Origin of the sequence: Winogradskyella wandonensis, from assembly GCF_004346845.1 — a bacterium.
Taxonomy (GTDB): domain Bacteria; phylum Bacteroidota; class Bacteroidia; order Flavobacteriales; family Flavobacteriaceae; genus Winogradskyella; species Winogradskyella wandonensis.
This window is the reverse complement of sequence record NZ_SMGI01000003.1, coordinates 172,956-189,550: the sequence shown is the minus strand read 5'-3', so window position 1 is coordinate 189,550 and position 16,595 is coordinate 172,956. Positions and strand designations below refer to the sequence as shown.

The window sequence follows — 16,595 nt, the reverse complement described above, 5'->3', positions numbered from 1 at the left end:
TTTGATGAAGTTTTACAAAAATACCATATTTCTTTTTCTGATTGCTATTGGTTTTTACTCTATGCAACAGCTACAAACCGTACCAGATGGTTTCATTAAAGTACAATCAATCATTCCAGATTTAGATGTAGAATTGAGATATTATACTAATAATAATTTTGTCGGTGATACAATAGATGGTTATAAATCTAATACGCTTTACCTTACTAAAGCAGCGGCCAAACAATTAAAGTTAGTACAAGACGAGCTACAAAGGCAAAATCTCTGTTTAAAGGTGTATGATGGCTATCGACCTCAAACAGCAGTTAATCATTTTGTGCGTTGGGCAAGGCAGATTAACGATACCACTAACAAGTCAAGGTTTTATCCCAATGTAAATAAGCGTCACCTATTTAAAGAGGGTTATATTGCCAGTAAATCCGGGCATAGTCGTGGTAGCACAATAGATTTAACTATCATCAGTGGAGAAACTGGTAAACCCTTGGACATGGGAAGTCCGTATGATTTTTTTGGAGAACCGTCTTGGGTAGATTACCAAAATATTACAGATGTGCAAAAACAAAATCGGCAACGTCTTCAAAGCGTAATGCTAAAACATGGATTTAGAAATTATCCTAAAGAATGGTGGCATTTTACACTTCGAGGTGAGCCATTTCCTGATACTTATTTTGATTTTGAGATTGTAGACTAAGCACTTTTCCTTAAATGATATAAGCCAAATAATGGACCTAGTGCTAGTATCGTAAAAAGATACTTTGTATTAAAATGTTCTAATAATGAATTAAATATTAGAAGGCTTACAATTGTAATAGCAAATCCTATACAATTAACTATGGTAAGTGCTGTTCCTTTAGCGTCGGCGGCAACATTCTGAGCTACGAGTGTAGAAAATAAAGGCGAATCTGCAATGACTGCCATTCCCCAAATCATTAAAAATATAATAAAGATAGTTTGAGAGTCGATAGATAAGAAAATAGGAGAGAACAAGCAGCAACAGCCAGATACCACTAAGGCCATTTTTGCAACGGATTTAGTGCTGTATTTAGAAGCCATATGTCCTCCAATAATACATCCAAGACTACCAATAGCAATGATTAAGAACGAAAAAAGAGGAATGTTAAAACTGACGCTTAAGTGTGTATCTTGATATACACTTAATAAAATCGGAGTAAAAGCCCAAAAGGTATAGAGCTCCCACATGTGTCCAAAGTAGCCAAATGCAGCAGATTTAAAAGCTCGGTTCCTAAAGACTTTAAATAGTTTTCTAGCATCGAAATAAAGTGCTTTTTTATAATAAGGTCCGTTTGAAACAAAAGCTAGTATTAAAGTACCGCCAATAATCGATAGTGTGGATGTAGAAAAAACAACAGTTGTCCAATTTAACTGAAGCAAATTAGTATTTAGTAAATGCGGAAAAGCAGTGCCTAATACTAATGCGCCTACCAAATAGCTTAGAGATTTTCCAAGTCCAGCTTTAAAAAAGTCAGACGCTATTTTCATTCCAACAGGATAGATACCTGCCAAGAAAAATCCAGTTGCAAACCGAATTAAAAGAAGAGAAGCTAAAGAATTATTCGGAAGAAGACATGATAGATTGATAAATCCAGCTATTACTGCTGAAAAGAAAAATACTTTTGAAGCCGAAAACCTATCGGTAATAGTTAAAATTGCGAATAAAAATGTGCCTAAAATAAAACCAAACTGTACAGCTGAGGTCAATTCTCCTAATGCGGATGCGTATAAATTAAAGTTCAATGATAAGTCGTCGATTATGGCGTTACCAGCAAACCAAAGTGACGTACAGCAGAACTGAGAAAAAATAATTACAGGAAGAATGTATTTTGGAGTTTTCAACAAGAACAATATTTAAATAGAAATCAATCTTTAAACACGTGTAAATCTATGCCAATCCCATAATTGTTAAGTCCACTTTTAAGAAGAGAAGACTGAAAACCGTTTCCTTTTTTAAACATCTGCCAATTATTTCCGTTTATAAAAACACGCTTTACAAAGGTTCTATTTTCTGATATTTGATTAGTAAACGGAAGTAATGGTCTAAAATTGGTAGGTATTTTCACTGTTCCTTGTGGCCCTTTTATTTCCTTGTATTTCTTATTTGGGAGCAATTTGCCGTTTTTGTTTGTATATCCAATGACTTGCAGAGAGATAAAAACACCTTCTTCTGGTATTAAAATGTTTTGTTCCTCTATGTCTAACTCGTGATAATCGCCATCTTGTTCTGTAGCTCTAAACACTATAGTTTCGGTATTTAGATTTCGGCCAGGTTTACCGTAAAGATTTTCATAAATATTTACTTTGAAAAGTGTAGAGAATTTCTTCTTTTCTTTATTAGCTTTCTTTCTGTTTTTCCATTCTTTAGATTCTAAAGCAATAGGAAATTTAACTTTAGCTATACGTTTGAGTCTGTCATCCTCATTTGGGAAATACACGGCAATCTCAGATTCTATCGTTGGTAGCCAACATTTATAGTAGTCGTCATCGAGGTAAGGTTTAAGACTTTCGGTTTTGTATTTTTTACCTTCAGTTTTATCAATTTTTACACCAATAACAACTTCATCTAGCTCATCGGCTTGCGGATATAAAAAAAGCTGAGGTTGTAATTGTTTTGTACTTATCGATAAATCTTTATAGCCTAAGGCAGAGATATATAAAGAATCAATATCTGGATAGAGTTTTTTTGTAAAAACAAAAATTCCTTCATCATCGGCAACGATGCCGTTACCATTTCCAAAAGATATTGAAGCGTAAGAAACTGGTAGTTTAGAGTCTCCATCTAAAATTGAAATTTGCGTGTGACTTTGGAGAATGCTTAAAAAGACTGTCGAAAAAAAGCAGAGATGTTTAATCATAGTTCTAATATACATTATTTCAAATAGAAAAGCCGTTACCAAAGTACTTGATAACGGCTTTTTAATTGGGCTGATTGATTGTTAATTGTCTAAATCTTTTTTGGTCTGTAAGTATCCAACATAAAGTCCTACACCAGCCATAAAGAAAATTACTGCTGCCATGGCGCCTTCTTCAAGATCGGTATAAGTATCAATTAGTGCAGCTAAAAAAGTACCTAAACCTATACCCATTAATAAAAATGCTAAATTAATAACTACGACTTTCCATGATGAGCCGCGTTTACCAATATTAAAAATACTAGCATCTGCACCTTTTTCTATAAGTGCTAAACGTTCTTTGTTTCTGGTTGAAAAGTACAAGTAAATAATTCCAAAGACGACTAGAAAAAAACTAATAGGGATTAATAATTCTGCCGCATCGTCTGAGCTGTTGATAAGTAAACTGGTTATCATAATGTTTGTTTTTTAATTGATTAATTTTAATCTGTTCATAGCTTATGACGACAAGTTTTAAAAAGAGGTTACAAGAATTTTATTTTTTTTAATTCTGTAACCTAATTCAGATTATAGTCGTCTTAAATAAAAATGACCACTAACGACAATCAACTTATAGCGCTAATCATAGATGGAGACCATAATGCTTATGGGCAATTGGTAGACCGTTATAAAGACTTGGTCTTTACTTTAGCGTTGCGTATGTTGAAGAATAGAGAAGAAGCAGAGGAAGTGGCGCAAGATGCCTTTGTTAAAGTATATAAATCTTTAGATAAGTTTAAGGGAGATTCTAAGTTCTCTACATGGATTTATAGGGTGACGTATAATACCTGTTTAGATACTATAAAAAAGAATAAAAAACACTTAAAAGATGTGTCTATAGATGAGTTTACAATAAATAAAATTGAAACGATTGACAATGCTTTAGAAGGTATGATTAAGACTGAAAAAACTAACTTGATTAAGCAATGTGTAAATATGTTGCCTAGTGAAGACAGTTATCTATTAACACTATTTTATTTTGAAGAGTTATCTTTAGATGAAATATCAGAGGTTATAGAGGTGTCAGCCAATACAATAAAAGTGAAACTATTTAGAGCTAGAAAAAAATTAGCAGTAATTTTAGAAAAGCATTTAAAACTAGAAAATACAAGAAGTTATGGAGCCTAATGATAAAGAACTAGAATTTTTTGTAGACCAATTAATGGCAAATGATGCATTAGAAAAGCCATCATCAGACTTTACAAACCAAGTTTTAGAGCAACTAAATGTAAAATCTGAAGCTACCGTTTACAAACCGTTAATTTCTAAATGGGTTTGGTATATTATTGGATTTGCTCTTGTTTCCCTTGTGATTTACGCATTTTTAGATAAAAGTGAATCAACCTCAAGATTATCAGAACTTCTCAACTTATCACAAATAAGTTTCAATCCATTAAAAGATTTTGACTTTAATGTCTCGCAGACATTAATTTATGCGGCAATCGCTTTTACTTTAATGATTGGGCTACAAATTCCAATATTAAAAACATATGTCGATAAACGATTACAGTTTTAGTCTGGATAATACCAAAACGGGATTTTGGCAATACTGTAATATAAGGTGTCCTTTTCTTTATTTAGTCCTTTTCTCTTAAACTCTAGAGTATGCTTGCCGTCTGATAAATTTTTTGTGGATAAAAATGTTTCAAAACCAAGAGTACCTTTTTTGGTATGACTAACTATAAAATCAGATTTTACAACAACGGAATCTATTTTGGTGTAATATATTTTGTTAAACGTGGTTAAATATTCACGTCTAAGGCTGTCTCTGTTTATTTTTCTATCACTAACATTAATATTAATAACGTCTGTGTCTAGTCCACGGATATCTTTTTCAGGCTTTAAGCCTTCGTTGAAATAAAAAATTCGATTTTCAATAGTTTCAGAATAAGGTACAAAAACTTTAATGTAATTCTCTTTTACAACTTTGGATTGAATAGTGATGTGGTCTATAAATCCTAATTTTTCATCTAATAAATCTTCATAATTTTCTCTATTCGAGATGTATTCGTTGGAGTTGTTTTCCGGACTAAAGTAATTTGAAAAATTATAGTGAAGTGAAAAGGAAATAGCAATACCAATAAATAGCGGAAATAGCAGTAGGCTAAAACGTCTTCCAAATTTGTTGTCTAAAAAGTTGTAAACAATAGGACGATATAAAAAGGATAGCGTAATAAAACTAAACACCCAATAAAACGGAAAGTAGATTTTTGCCAACCACTTCTTTTTCTTCAAAAAACCTTGTGTTACAAAATCAATAAACGTTAAAAACATGCCTATGACAATAAATATCATAAACGGAATTCCAAAACCTAGGGCAAGCCACTCGGGTAGCCAATCGCTACTTATAATACTATTACCAGTAAAACCAATGGTTATTATTATAAAAGTCATAGCCAAGACATAGAAAATTAAAAGAAAAGAAGCAGCAAAAATAATACTGCAATAATTCTCTAATGTGGCAATGTATTTATCAAAAGAGCCAACTCTTTTCTTAAGATACTTTGTAAACTTTTGCCCGTAATTTAGTTCTTCGTAATCTATATCGCCAGAAACGTAACGTAAGCCCAGAGCGCCAATCCATAAACCTCTTAATAATACATGGACCAATAAGCTAAACGTTAATATTATGCAAGAAATTTTAGTGACAGTAAAAACTGCCCTTTTGTAGTCTTGGCCCGTAGCTATGGATTCTTTTAGGTAAATATTTATAGGCTCATAAGCTGTAAATAGCCCAAAAATTGCAAAACCAGATATTAGAAGTTCTAACTGCCAACTTTCTTCTTGTAATTTTTCTAAAAGTTTCTTAAAAGCAGGATTATTGTAGTCTTTGCTCATGGGTTGTGGTTTATTAGCGATTAAAATTAATCATATTAAGATTAAATGTCTATTTTTTTAATTCATTTTGAAACTCTTATGATTTTTTCTCGTTTTTAGAAGTAGAGAACCTAACTAAACAAATGCAAAACAAAACCAATCAACTTATCAATGCTTGCAAACGCGGCAACCAAAAAGCACAGATGCAAGTGTATGATAGTTATTGTGAGGCTATGTATAATGTAGCGTGTAGATATTTAAATAATAAGGAAGATGCTAAAGACGCCATGCAAGAAGGCTTTTTGAAGGCGTTTTTTAATATTGAAAATTATACGGAGACATCAACATTTGGTGTTTGGTTAAAACGAATAATCATTAACCAATGTATTGATACCATTAGAAAAAATAAATTTGAAACGGAATCTTTAGAAACCGATAATCTTCAAATTGTAGATGATAGCAATTGGCAGTTTGAAACCTCAATAACTAAAACGCAAATTGTTGAAGCTATTACTCAATTGCCAGAAAAATACCGATTAGTCATTAGACTTTACTTGATTGATGGTTACGACCACGAAGAAATTTCAGAGATTTTGGATATCAACATAAAAACATCTAGAACACAGCTACGACGCGCCAAACAACAATTACAAGAACTACTTAAAACAAGATATAATGAAGCGAGATATTAGAGAATTATTTAAAAATGAGGTTGAAGACACCAAACACGAGTTACCAAGAAACCATCGCGAAGAATTTTTAGCCAAGTTAAATTCTGAAAAATCTAATGAGTCTAACAAATCTAATTATCTATTTCTGCGAATAGCAGCAGTGGTTGTAATTGCGCTAACCGTAGGCTTTTTTACTTTGCAAAAACCAGAAGCAGAAGAGAATCCGCTCGTAGCGCAAGTTGCCCAAGTAGAAAAAGAATATCTAGCAAATATTGAAACTGAATGGCAAAATTTTAAAGCTATTGCTACAGATTCGGTTTTGGTAAAACGCTACGAAAAACGTCTATTGGATTTGGATGAAGATTACAAAGAGATTTCAATAGCATTTAAAAATGATACTAACAATATAGCTGTTGTAGAAATGCTAATACAAAATCTACAAACACGTTTACAATTGCTTAAAGACATCCAAGAGCACATCAAGATATTAAATCAAAAACCACGAACATTATGAGAAATCTATTTACAATCTTACTGATATTCATCACGTCGGTAAGCTTATATAGTCAAGACTTTGACTACAGGAATATTCTTAAGAAATCCATTCCTGCAACAAAAGATATGAGCGTGGTTTTCAATTTTAAAAATACTACTGTAAGAATAGAGGAGTCTAATGATGGTAAACTACATTTAAATTATGCCTTGGAGTTTAAAGGGTATTCAAGAAAGCAGATAGCAGAGACTTTGGAAAAGATTAGTATTAAAACGGCGCAATCCAATAATCATATAACTCTTGAGGTTAATAGTAACAAAGCAATACAACTCATTAATTATTCAGTGGACAATGAGGATAAACTGCTTTTTAAACCAAGTAACACATCTATTAAAACCAAAACGGATAATGATAGTGTTGTTAGAATTTCTAAAGATTCTTTATTAAAAGTTATCCAAAGAAATAGAACACCAAATCCGGAGCAGTTTTTACAACAGTTTACCTTCTTTAAAGGAAATGATAGAAATAATATGTTTAATGAAGTAAGTAGTAAACGAGTTGATATCATGAAGAGTAAGTTTATTATTAAAATACCACCATTTATTAAATTGAATATTAATGCTGAAAATTCAAACATATACTTCGGGGGAGAAATACAAAACGAATTATCAATTAGCCAAACCAAAGGAAAATTGAATGTAGAAGAGTTAAGGAATTTATACAATAACATAAAGCTAAACAACGTGCTATCTTTTGATGCAGAACGCATTTTAGGAGGTACGTATAATCTGAAAAGTGTCTACAATTCTAATATAGCGTCTATTTCGCAAACAGAAATCAAATCCGAATTTTCAAAAATTGAAATCGGTGAAATTGGCAAACAAACAAAAATCACGGATTTTAATAGCGAATATTGGTTTTACAATTGGTCTAAAGATTTTGACCATTTCGGTTTGTTTTCTGAGTATTCCAAAATCCATTTATTCTATCCAAAGACAAATCATAGTATGAAAGTCATTGGAAATAACACTAAGAATATAATTGGTCAGAATTTTGTAGCAAACCTTCAGCCTACAAAAACAGGAGAAAAATATACCATGATGACCAAAGACCCACATCCAGGCGAAGCATTGTCTGGAGATATCTACTTCGATATTGTACATGGCATCATCTACACACACGAGGATTCAATCAAAAAAATTAATAAATAAATCATGAGAAAACTACAAGTATTGGCTGTTGCATTAATTTGCTTCAGCAGTTTAACAGCACAACAAAGTCAAGAAGAGTTAGTAGAGATTAAAGCGCCTTCAGGCTTAAAAATGACCACAGATTATTCATCCGATAATTATGAGTTAAGTGATATTCTCGATTTTGAAGGAATCGACTATATGAAAATAAATTTTGAAGGTGAAGAGTTAAAAGGAAAAGCTTATAAAATTACCGTTAAGGAGATCTGGAATGGTAAAGTAAAATCAGAATCTGTAGTTGTTGACAGTAAAAACTTAGGCGTTCCGCAATTTGCAACTTTAAAAAAGGGAGAGCTTAAGATGAGAATTTTGGCAAAGCACGTTGATAACAAACTGCAGATGAAATTTAAATTCCCTCGTTTTAGCACAAACAAAGAATTTAAAGCCACAAAATCTAAAGATTACAGCTTACGCAACATTGCGGATGAAAGTAATCTAGACATTCAGTATAACAAGCCGTTTTATTTACTGGCTTACATTTTACCATATGAACGCGAAGATGGGTCAAAATCATGGTGCGAGGTTGGTACAGCAGGTAAAGACTTAGAGAATTGGGGAAGTAAATTTGGGATAAAACATTATTTGTTATTCGAAATGACGTTTGAGTAGATAAAAATTGAAGATAGAGAATAGAAATGAGAGATTAGACATCAGAAAATCAATAGTCTGAATGTAATCTCTCATGTTAAAATCTAACAGCAAAGCGTTTTAAAAGCGAAGCAGTCTAACTTCTAACAGCGCTAGCGGTCTAAAAATTAATACCATCGCTTCTTCTTTTTTTTAGACCCTTCGCCTTTACGTCCTTTTTTGTACTTACTACCTTTCTTTTTGTGAACAATTGGTTTCGCCTTTGGGTCTAAGGGATAAGGATGATTTTCCTCAACAGGAATTTGAATATTTATTGACTCTTGTATTTTCTTTACATAACTCTTTTCATCTGCAGAACACAATGAATATGCAGTACCGACATTTCCAGCACGACCTGTACGTCCAATTCTGTGCACGTAAGTGTCGGGTACATTTGGCATGTCAAAATTAATAACAGAATCGAGTTCATTTATGTCAATCCCACGAGCGGCAACGTCAGTAGCTATCAGTATTTTTACATAGCCATTTTTGAATTTATTTAGTGCGGTTTGTCTATCGCTTTGGTTTTTATCACCATGAATACTGTCGACTTTATAACCGTTTTTTTGTAGAGTTTTTTCAAGCTTATCTACACCAAATTTAGTGCGTCGAAATATGAGGATATTGCCTTTTACTGTGTTTCGTAATAGATGTAAACACAATTCCATTTTATTGCGTTTTGGCACATAATACAACATCTGATTAATGGCAGTTGCTACCGATTTAGATGGCGTCACATCTACACGGATTGGCTCTTTTAATATAGAATTTGCCAATTGTTCTACCTTATACGGAATCGTAGCTGAGAATAATAATGTTTGTCTGTCTTCAGGGCACAAACGTTCAATCTTTTTTACATCGTCAATAAAGCCCATATCTAGCATTAAATCGGCTTCATCGAGAACTAAAGTTTCAATATAATCGAGATTTATATAATCTTGTTTGTGTAAGTCCAATAAACGTCCGGGTGTTGCAATTAAGATGTCAATACCTTTCTTCAAAACGTCAATTTGTGGTTCTATTGAAGTGCCACCAAATATAACTGTTGACCTTAAATTTGTATGTTTTGAGTAGGTTTTAAAGTTTTCATTTATCTGTACAGCTAATTCCCTAGTTGGACTTACTACTAGTGCACGGATTTTTTTGCCACGCTTTGGTGCGTCTTGCTTATCAAACAACAATTGTAAAATGGGTAAGGCAAAAGCTGCCGTTTTACCGGTTCCTGTTTGTGCAGAAGCTACCACGTCTTTCTTCTCAATGATATGCGGAATGCATCGTTGCTGAATTAATGTGGGTTCGGTATAACCCGATTCTACAACAGCACGTAATAATGGTTTATTTAATGGTAAGTCTTTGAATGACATCTATTCGTGTTTGCCACAAAGGTAGAATAAAATAAATGTCGTCGACTGTTCGAGTGATTTCCTTTTAGAAAATCGTATCGAGAACCTTACTTAATCTAAATACACATTAGATATTAAACGCTCAACTGTTGGATGGTCGTTTCCACCAGCAGGTTCAATGGTAATATTAAGAGACTCGGCATTATCTATATAGGTCATTGCCATTAACGACTTGTCTTTAGCGATAACACCCATATCAATCATTTCACCATCGACATCTGCCCACATTTGGTAGTCATGGTCTTTGTCTAATTCAGGAAGCTTTTGCGTGTTAATTATTACAGTTTTATTGGTATGATTAACATAGCTTACAATTTTGGCGTCGGGTAATTGTATATTTCCTCTTAAGATATATTGCTCTGTGTCTGGATTAGAAATTGCTGTATACCATTTGTTTGTTTCGTTGTAGCTTTTAGTAAGTCCTTCTAAATCTTTTTGCAAAGCTTCATTTTGATTACCAACAATGTCTAATTCTTCTTTTACTGTGTTTAATTCTGAATATAACCATAAAGACCCTAATAAAAGAAATGTAGCAAAACTTGCGGCTATACCTAACCAAAGTTTATAAGAGTTCGGCTTTTCTTCAACTGATTCACTAAAGTTGCTAACCTTAGTAAGAAGATTCACTTTAACCCCAGCAGGTGGAGCAATAGCATTTTCTAAGCCTATTTTTTCGAAATTTCTTTCGATACTATCAAGTTTGTTGGCAATGTCTTTATCAGACATACGGAGTTGCTCAATACTTTTTTCTTGTGTAGCATCGAGTTCCCCCAAAACATACTGTTCTAGTAAGCCTTCTTGTAATATGTTGTCTTTTGTCGTCTTCATCTTCATTGTTACATAATCAAAAATAATACCGATAAAAGTTCTCCGTAAATACTTTTTAATTGTCGCAATGCTTGCTGTATGTATGATTTAAATGTCCCCAAAGGAACATCCATATCTTTATGTGCTTCACGATGCGTTAATCCTTTAAAATATACTAATTCTATTGCTTTTTGGTGGTGCGTTTCTAATTTATTGATAGCGCCTTTTAGCTTCAAAAATTCATCATCAAATGTTACAGGTTCTTCTTCGATTTTATATACACTTAAATCTTCTTTTTGGATGAGAATATCACGTTTTCTAATAAAATTTAACACTTTGTTCTTCGCAATACGGTAAGCCCAGGTGTAAAACCGTCCTTTTTCTGCACTGTACTGATGGGATTTATCCCAAATGGTTATAAAGGTTTCCTGTAAAAGGTCTTGAGCAATGCCTTCATCTTTAATCATTTTAAGAATCACGCTGTAAAGTGCACCAGAATAATTATCGTAGAGTTTAGATAACGCACGCTCGTCTTTAGCTTGTAGTTGTTTAATAAGAAGTGCGTTGTCTTGCATTAATGTTAAAGATTTGCCAAATGTATCCATCTGCTCATCCAAGGCAAATAGTGTTGTGTAAATATAAATGAAAGCACATCAAAACGAAAAAAATGTGTTTAAAACATTTAACCAATAATCCTTAAAACAAAAAAATTATGAAAAAGTTAGTTTTTATTTTTAGTATGGTAACTGCATTAACATTAAGTACAGCAGCTACAGCACAAAAAACAATTGTCGATGTTGCCGTCGGTAACGAAGATTTCTCTACACTAGTCACTGCATTAAAAGCGGCAGATTTAGTATCAGCACTCCAAGGAGATGGCCCATTTACAGTATTTGCGCCGACAAATGCAGCATTTGGTAAAATAGACCAAGCTACCTTAGGTAACTTACTTAAACCAGAAAACAAAAAAGCTCTAGCAAATATCTTAACATACCACGTTGTACCATCTAAATTAATGGCAAGTGATGTGGTAGCTGCCTTAAAAAAGAATAACGGAAAAGTTGAGGTCAAAGGACTTAACGGACAAGTATTAACCGTGATGTCTAAAGACGGAAAAATCTGGTTAAAAGACCAAAACGGTAATTATAGTGAAATAGTGGCAACAGATGTAAAGGCAAGTAATGGTATAATTCACGTAATTGACACAGTAGTAATGCCTAAATAGTTAGATTAGGAAAAACTGCTATGAAGAAGAGAAACACCTGCTGAAAAGTAGGTGTTTTTTTATGAAATAAACCGAAGTGAAAAAAACCTGTGACATTTTGACATTTTTTGAATATTGGCAGTACTTTTGCCTTTCGTAAATCGAAGATTTAAAAATTAGTCTAAAACAATGGGCAAAAAAGATAAAAACCAAGAGATAGAAACACCAGAATTAGAAGTTAAAGATACAGAAACGCTTGAAGGTGAAGCACAAGTAGAAGCGTCTAAATCTGAAGAGGAAAAATTACAAGACGAACTCGCGGCAGAGAAAGATAAGTTTATGCGTTTGTTTGCAGAGTTCGAAAATTATAAAAAGCGTACAACAAAAGAACGTATTGAGCTATTTAAAACAGCTAGTCAAGATGTAATGATAGCTATGCTGCCTGTGCTAGATGATTTCGAGCGCGCATTAATGCATATTGAAGAAGACAAAGAAGCCGAAGAATTACGTAAAGGTGTATTGCTTATTTACAACAAATTAATAAATACATTAGAGCAAAAAGGTTTAGCCAAAATTGAAGTCAATAAAGGCGATGATTTTAATGCAGATGACCACGAAGCTGTTACACAAATTCCGGCACCTAGTGAAGATTTAAAAGGGAAAATTATCGATGTTGTAGAACGCGGTTATAAGTTAGGAGATAAAGTCATTCGCTTTCCAAAAGTGGTTATCGGACAATAATTAAGTGATGAAAGAAGATTTTTACGACATATTAGGTGTAAGCAAAAGTGCATCTGCAGCGGAGATAAAGAAGGCCTACAGAAAAATGGCTTTAAAATACCATCCAGATAAAAATCCGGATGATAAAGAAGCTGAAGAGAAATTCAAAAAAGCAGCAGAAGCTTACGAAGTTTTAGGTAACGAGGATAAACGTGCCAAATACGACCAGTTTGGTCACCAGGCTTTTGAAGGTGGAGGCTTTGGCGGTGGCGGTATGAATATGGACGACATATTCAGTCAATTTGGTGATATTTTCGGTGGAGCCTTTGGCGGTGGAGGCTTTAGTGGTTTTGGTGGCGGCGGACGTCGTGTAGTCAAAGGAAGTAATCTTCGTATTCGTGTAAAATTATCTCTTGAAGATATCGCAAATGGTGTAGAAAAGAAGATAAAAGTCAAGCGTAAAGTACAAGCAGACGGCGTGTCTTACAGAACCTGCAGTACCTGTAATGGGCAAGGTCAAGTGACACGAGTAACCAATACAATCTTAGGACGTATGCAAACTGCAACGACTTGTCCAACCTGTGGCGGAGCCGGTCAAAGTATCGACAAGAAGCCATCAGATGCAGACGCACAAGGTTTGGTTGTTAAAGAAGAAACAGTAAGTGTAAAGATTCCTGCTGGAGTTGTAGATGGTATGCAACTTAAAGTTACGGGCAAAGGTAATGCCGCTCCTGGAAATGGTATAGCAGGTGATTTATTAGTTGCTATTCAAGAAGAGGAGCACCCAACTTTGAAACGTGAGGGCGATAATCTCCATTACGATTTATATGTAAGTTTACCAGACGCTGTACTAGGAACGTCAACAGAGATTGATACAGTTACAGGAAAGGTTCGTATTAAAATTGAGCCAGGTGTGCAATCTGGTAAAATTTTACGTTTAAGAGGAAAAGGAATTCCAAGCGTAAATGGTTATGGTAAAGGCGATTTATTGGTGCATGTTAACGTTTGGACACCTAAAACGTTAAACAAAAAACAGAAAGAATTTTTCGAAAGTATGCGAGAGGATGAGCATTTTCAGCCAAAGCCAGAAAGTGGTGATAAATCGTTTTTTGAGAAAGTAAAAGATATGTTTTCTTAAAATTTACTCCAATATCATAAAAAAGAGTATATTTGAATTATCGCTAATGCTAATTAGCGGTAATTTTTCTTTTTCATAGCAATTTTTTCCCATCCTTATTTTGCGATAAGGGTGGGTTTTGTTTTTCTGATATAAGCTTAGTTCAAGCTTTATTTTAAGATTTTTATTTTTAGTTATCTCTAGACCATTATCTCTTTTTACAAGATATTTTTTCATTTTGTTTAACTTTTTAGTTTTACTAGATATTCGGCAATATCCTTAGTATTCCGTGTTACATTTAATATATTTACAGTTCTTAGGAAAACACAAAAATCATATATGAACAAATTGTTGGTAGCTGAATCTGTTTCAAAAAATTTTGGAAAATTCAGAGCTCTTAACAACGTTTCTATTGCTGTTCCGCAAGGCAGTATTTTTGGATTACTCGGGCCTAATGGTGCGGGTAAAACAACGTTGATTAGAATTATAAACCAGATTACGCTTCCAGACGAAGGTCGTGTTATTTTAGATGGACAAGCTTTAAAGCCAGAGCACATAAAAGACATCGGTTATTTACCAGAAGAACGTGGTTTATATAAATCCATGAAAGTTGGTGAGCAAGCCTTGTATCTGGCCCAACTTAAAGGTATGTCCAAATCAGAAGCTAAAACCCAGTTAAAATATTGGTTTGATAAGTTTGAAATCGGGTCGTGGTGGAATAAGAAAATTCAAGAATTAAGTAAAGGACAAGCGCAAAAAATTCAATTTATTGTAACTGTATTGCACCGCCCGAAGCTGCTAATTTTTGATGAGCCATTTTCAGGCTTTGACCCTATTAATGCAAATATTATAAAGGACGAAATTTTAAAGCTTAGAGCCGACGGTGCGACCGTAATTTTTTCTACGCATCGTATGGAATCTGTCGAGGAGCTGTGCGACCATATTGCTTTAATTCACAAATCAAATAAGATATTAGACGGTAACTTAATTGACATTAAGCGCCAATTTAAGTCGAATACGTTTGAAGTTGGATTACAATCACAAAATAGCGAGACAGTTATCGCAGAAATAAAGGAAAAGTTCGATGTGTTGCCCGCATCTTTTAAAAATGTGTATGATGATATAAAGCTGAACGTGAGAATAACACCAGAAACGTCTCCAAACGAATTGTTATCATTTTTAACCGCGAAAGCCGAAGTGCATCATTTTGTTGAAGTTATTCCTTCTGCAAATGACATTTTCATTCAAACTGTAAAAAATAACTAAGAATGAATCATTTACCTCTAATTATAAAACGAGAGTACCTCAATAAGGTTAGAAATAAATCCTTTATTGTAATGACGTTCGTTAGCCCACTAATTATGGTAGCACTAATAAGTGTAGTGGCATATTTGGCGCAATTAAATAATGATAAAAAACGTACCATTTCTATACTTGATGAGTCTGGATTATTGACAGAAGTTTTTACCAATACAGACAATACAACATACAACTATCTTAATGGTATATCTTTAGAAAAAGCTAAGACTTTTGTAAAGGAAGAAGAGCACTATGGTTTGTTGTATGTAGGTCGTGGCGATTTGGACGAGGTTGCTGCTTCGGTAAGTTTTTATTCTGAGGATTCGCCCTCTCTAACTATTATTTCTGGTTTAGAAGGAAAAATTGAGCAAAAGCTTAGAGAATTAAAACTTATTTCTAACGGCTTAGACCAACAAAAAATTGAGGATTCTAGAGCTAATATTAGCATTAATCAAGAAAGTTTTGATGGTCAGAAAAGCTCGAAGATTGATAATATCTTTAAGTTAGCTTTTGGTGGTATCGCAGGTTATTTGCTGTTTATGTTTATTATTATCTATGGAAATATGATAATGCGTAGTGTTATCGAAGAGAAGACAAGCCGTATTATCGAGGTAATTATTTCATCCGTAAAACCCATTCAGTTAATGATGGGTAAGATTGTAGGGACTTCTCTGGCTGGAGTTACCCAATTTGCTATTTGGATTATTCTTTTAGGAATTTTAACAACTATAGTAAGCCTTGTATTTGGCATAGACCTCATGGCGGCTCAAGGACAACAGCAAGAATTCATACAAACTGCGATGGAAAGTCCAAGAATAGAAAATGAGATTAATTTAGCTGTTCAATCATTTCAGAATTTGCCTTTAGCCAACTTAATTATAGCGTTTTTATTGTTCTTTATTGGTGGTTATCTGCTTTATAGTTCACTCTATGCAGCTGTTGGTGCGGCTGTAGATAACGAAACCGATACACAGCAGTTTATGTTACCTATTTTAATGCCACTTATTCTAGCGGTTTATGTTGGTGTGTTTACGGTAATAGACGACCCTCACGGTACGGTTTCTACTGTTTTTTCGTTTATTCCATTTACATCACCTGTTGTTATGTTAATGCGTATACCATTCGGCGTACCATTATGGCAGCAATTAATTAGTCTATTGTTACTGGTAGGGACATTTGTAGTTACAGTTTGGTTTGCAGCAAAAATATATCGCGTGGGAATTTTAATGTATGGTAAAAAACCAACGTATAAAGAGATTTTTAAATGGTTAAAATATTAGG

General features: G+C 33.6%; 20 protein-coding genes. 12 read left to right on the top strand and 8 right to left on the bottom strand.

Features of this window, described 5'->3' with window-relative positions:
• Nucleotides 1-4: 4 nt before the first annotated feature.
• Nucleotides 5-691 carry a M15 family metallopeptidase gene (locus DFQ05_RS10145; RefSeq protein WP_132705299.1) on the top strand — a complete coding sequence of 229 codons (687 nt, stop codon included), beginning with the start codon at nt 5-7 and terminating at the stop codon, nt 689-691.
• Here DFQ05_RS10145 and DFQ05_RS10140 read toward each other — a convergent pair.
• From DFQ05_RS10140 to DFQ05_RS10130, 3 genes are all read right to left on the bottom strand, one after another.
• The gene (locus DFQ05_RS10140) at nt 688-1,854 is read right to left on the bottom strand and encodes an MFS transporter (protein ID WP_132705298.1); all 1,167 of its coding nucleotides are present in this window, start codon (nt 1,852-1,854) and stop codon (nt 688-690) included. The genes DFQ05_RS10145 and DFQ05_RS10140 overlap by 4 nt on opposite strands.
• Nucleotides 1,855-1,877: 23 nt before the next feature.
• Nucleotides 1,878-2,870: a peptidase associated/transthyretin-like domain-containing protein gene (locus tag DFQ05_RS10135; RefSeq protein ID WP_132705297.1), complete on the bottom strand. Its 993-nt coding sequence runs from the start codon at nt 2,868-2,870 to the stop codon at nt 1,878-1,880.
• Between the two features lie 81 nt (nt 2,871-2,951).
• Nucleotides 2,952-3,323 carry a DUF6249 domain-containing protein gene (locus DFQ05_RS10130; protein WP_132705296.1) on the bottom strand — a complete coding sequence of 124 codons (372 nt, stop codon included), beginning with the start codon at nt 3,321-3,323 and terminating at the stop codon, nt 2,952-2,954.
• 132 nt (nt 3,324-3,455) lie between these two features.
• Between DFQ05_RS10130 and DFQ05_RS10125 the strand changes: the two genes are divergently transcribed.
• Nucleotides 3,456-4,034: an RNA polymerase sigma factor gene (locus DFQ05_RS10125; RefSeq protein ID WP_132705295.1), complete on the top strand. Its 579-nt coding sequence runs from the start codon at nt 3,456-3,458 to the stop codon at nt 4,032-4,034.
• Nucleotides 4,024-4,422 (top strand): hypothetical protein, encoded by a 399-nt coding sequence (locus tag DFQ05_RS10120; RefSeq protein ID WP_132705294.1) that lies wholly within the window; start codon nt 4,024-4,026, stop codon nt 4,420-4,422. Before DFQ05_RS10125 ends, DFQ05_RS10120 begins: the two co-directional genes overlap by 11 nt.
• Here the strand turns inward: DFQ05_RS10120 and DFQ05_RS10115 are convergent.
• The gene (locus DFQ05_RS10115; protein WP_132705293.1) at nt 4,419-5,744 is read right to left on the bottom strand and encodes a hypothetical protein; all 1,326 of its coding nucleotides are present in this window, start codon (nt 5,742-5,744) and stop codon (nt 4,419-4,421) included. The two genes, DFQ05_RS10120 and DFQ05_RS10115, sit on opposite strands and share 4 nt — an antisense overlap.
• A gap of 122 nt (nt 5,745-5,866) precedes the next feature.
• Here DFQ05_RS10115 and DFQ05_RS10110 point away from each other — a divergent pair, with 122 nt between their 5' ends.
• From DFQ05_RS10110 to DFQ05_RS10095, 4 genes are read left to right on the top strand one after another with little or no spacing between them, the layout of a single operon-like run.
• A complete protein-coding gene (locus tag DFQ05_RS10110) occupies nt 5,867-6,415 on the top strand; it encodes an RNA polymerase sigma factor (protein ID WP_132705292.1) in 549 nt (182 codons plus the stop codon).
• A complete protein-coding gene (locus DFQ05_RS10105) occupies nt 6,399-6,908 on the top strand; it encodes a hypothetical protein (RefSeq protein WP_132705291.1) in 510 nt (169 codons plus the stop codon). The genes DFQ05_RS10110 and DFQ05_RS10105 overlap by 17 nt, the downstream gene beginning before the upstream one ends.
• On the top strand, nt 6,905-8,098 hold the full coding sequence (locus tag DFQ05_RS10100) for a hypothetical protein (RefSeq protein ID WP_132705290.1): 1,194 nt from the start codon (nt 6,905-6,907) through the stop codon (nt 8,096-8,098). Before DFQ05_RS10105 ends, DFQ05_RS10100 begins: the two co-directional genes overlap by 4 nt.
• 3 nt (nt 8,099-8,101) lie before the next feature.
• Entirely contained in the window at nt 8,102-8,746 is a 645-nt protein-coding gene (locus DFQ05_RS10095; RefSeq protein WP_132705289.1) for a hypothetical protein, read from the top strand.
• A gap of 146 nt (nt 8,747-8,892) precedes the next feature.
• Here the strand turns inward: DFQ05_RS10095 and DFQ05_RS10090 are convergent, their stop codons facing one another.
• The 3 genes from DFQ05_RS10090 to DFQ05_RS10080 all read right to left on the bottom strand — a co-directional run bounded on the left by DFQ05_RS10090 (nt 8,893) and on the right by DFQ05_RS10080 (nt 11,549).
• On the bottom strand, nt 8,893-10,128 hold the full coding sequence (locus DFQ05_RS10090; RefSeq protein WP_132705288.1) for a DEAD/DEAH box helicase: 1,236 nt from the start codon (nt 10,126-10,128) through the stop codon (nt 8,893-8,895).
• A gap of 90 nt (nt 10,129-10,218) precedes the next feature.
• On the bottom strand, nt 10,219-10,995 hold the full coding sequence (locus tag DFQ05_RS10085) for an anti-sigma factor (RefSeq protein WP_158281909.1): 777 nt from the start codon (nt 10,993-10,995) through the stop codon (nt 10,219-10,221).
• Nucleotides 10,996-11,003: 8 nt separating this feature from the next.
• Complete coding sequence (locus tag DFQ05_RS10080; RefSeq protein ID WP_132705286.1) at nt 11,004-11,549, bottom strand: RNA polymerase sigma factor; 546 nt, start codon at nt 11,547-11,549, stop codon at nt 11,004-11,006.
• A 137-nt stretch (nt 11,550-11,686) separates the two neighbouring features.
• Between DFQ05_RS10080 and DFQ05_RS10075 the strand changes: the two genes are divergently transcribed.
• The 3 genes from DFQ05_RS10075 to dnaJ all read left to right on the top strand — a co-directional run bounded on the left by DFQ05_RS10075 (nt 11,687) and on the right by dnaJ (nt 14,036).
• Entirely contained in the window at nt 11,687-12,199 is a 513-nt protein-coding gene (locus DFQ05_RS10075) for a fasciclin domain-containing protein (RefSeq protein WP_132705285.1), read from the top strand.
• 168 nt (nt 12,200-12,367) lie between these two features.
• Nucleotides 12,368-12,919 (top strand): nucleotide exchange factor GrpE, encoded by a 552-nt coding sequence (locus DFQ05_RS10070; RefSeq protein ID WP_132705284.1) that lies wholly within the window; start codon nt 12,368-12,370, stop codon nt 12,917-12,919.
• Nucleotides 12,920-12,926: 7 nt separating this feature from the next.
• On the top strand, nt 12,927-14,036 hold the full coding sequence (gene dnaJ, locus DFQ05_RS10065) for a molecular chaperone DnaJ (protein WP_132705283.1): 1,110 nt from the start codon (nt 12,927-12,929) through the stop codon (nt 14,034-14,036).
• Nucleotides 14,037-14,039: 3 nt separating this feature from the next.
• Here dnaJ and DFQ05_RS10060 read toward each other — a convergent pair whose 3' ends face one another.
• Nucleotides 14,040-14,252, bottom strand: a complete 213-nt coding sequence (locus DFQ05_RS10060) for a hypothetical protein (RefSeq protein WP_132705282.1) — start codon at nt 14,250-14,252, stop codon at nt 14,040-14,042.
• A 102-nt stretch (nt 14,253-14,354) separates the two neighbouring features.
• On the opposite strand from DFQ05_RS10060, the gene DFQ05_RS10055 reads away from it, so the two are divergent.
• The gene (locus DFQ05_RS10055; protein ID WP_132705281.1) at nt 14,355-15,281 is read left to right on the top strand and encodes an ABC transporter ATP-binding protein; all 927 of its coding nucleotides are present in this window, start codon (nt 14,355-14,357) and stop codon (nt 15,279-15,281) included.
• A gap of 2 nt (nt 15,282-15,283) precedes the next feature.
• Nucleotides 15,284-16,594, top strand: a complete 1,311-nt coding sequence (locus tag DFQ05_RS10050; protein WP_132705280.1) for an ABC transporter permease — start codon at nt 15,284-15,286, stop codon at nt 16,592-16,594.
• The last annotated feature ends 1 nt before the right edge of the window (nt 16,595 follow it).

Coding starts and splice junctions, on each gene's coding strand:
- DFQ05_RS10070 (WP_132705284.1), top strand. CDS start 12,368: ATGGGCAAAAAAGATAAAAACCAAGAGATAGAAACACCAGAATTAGAA.
- DFQ05_RS10145 (WP_132705299.1), top strand. CDS start 5: ATGAAGTTTTACAAAAATACCATATTTCTTTTTCTGATTGCTATTGGT.
- DFQ05_RS10125 (WP_132705295.1), top strand. CDS start 3,456: ATGACCACTAACGACAATCAACTTATAGCGCTAATCATAGATGGAGAC.
- DFQ05_RS10100 (WP_132705290.1), top strand. CDS start 6,905: ATGAGAAATCTATTTACAATCTTACTGATATTCATCACGTCGGTAAGC.
- DFQ05_RS10050 (WP_132705280.1), top strand. CDS start 15,284: ATGAATCATTTACCTCTAATTATAAAACGAGAGTACCTCAATAAGGTT.
- DFQ05_RS10105 (WP_132705291.1), top strand. CDS start 6,399: ATGAAGCGAGATATTAGAGAATTATTTAAAAATGAGGTTGAAGACACC.
- DFQ05_RS10120 (WP_132705294.1), top strand. CDS start 4,024: ATGGAGCCTAATGATAAAGAACTAGAATTTTTTGTAGACCAATTAATG.
- dnaJ (WP_132705283.1), top strand. CDS start 12,927: ATGAAAGAAGATTTTTACGACATATTAGGTGTAAGCAAAAGTGCATCT.
- DFQ05_RS10055 (WP_132705281.1), top strand. CDS start 14,355: ATGAACAAATTGTTGGTAGCTGAATCTGTTTCAAAAAATTTTGGAAAA.
- DFQ05_RS10060 (WP_132705282.1), bottom strand. CDS start 14,252: ATGAAAAAATATCTTGTAAAAAGAGATAATGGTCTAGAGATAACTAAA.
- DFQ05_RS10090 (WP_132705288.1), bottom strand. CDS start 10,128: ATGTCATTCAAAGACTTACCATTAAATAAACCATTATTACGTGCTGTT.
- DFQ05_RS10115 (WP_132705293.1), bottom strand. CDS start 5,744: ATGAGCAAAGACTACAATAATCCTGCTTTTAAGAAACTTTTAGAAAAA.
- DFQ05_RS10110 (WP_132705292.1), top strand. CDS start 5,867: ATGCAAAACAAAACCAATCAACTTATCAATGCTTGCAAACGCGGCAAC.
- DFQ05_RS10135 (WP_132705297.1), bottom strand. CDS start 2,870: ATGATTAAACATCTCTGCTTTTTTTCGACAGTCTTTTTAAGCATTCTC.
- DFQ05_RS10080 (WP_132705286.1), bottom strand. CDS start 11,549: ATGCAAGACAACGCACTTCTTATTAAACAACTACAAGCTAAAGACGAG.
- DFQ05_RS10075 (WP_132705285.1), top strand. CDS start 11,687: ATGAAAAAGTTAGTTTTTATTTTTAGTATGGTAACTGCATTAACATTA.
- DFQ05_RS10130 (WP_132705296.1), bottom strand. CDS start 3,323: ATGATAACCAGTTTACTTATCAACAGCTCAGACGATGCGGCAGAATTA.
- DFQ05_RS10085 (WP_158281909.1), bottom strand. CDS start 10,995: ATGAAGACGACAAAAGACAACATATTACAAGAAGGCTTACTAGAACAG.
- DFQ05_RS10095 (WP_132705289.1), top strand. CDS start 8,102: ATGAGAAAACTACAAGTATTGGCTGTTGCATTAATTTGCTTCAGCAGT.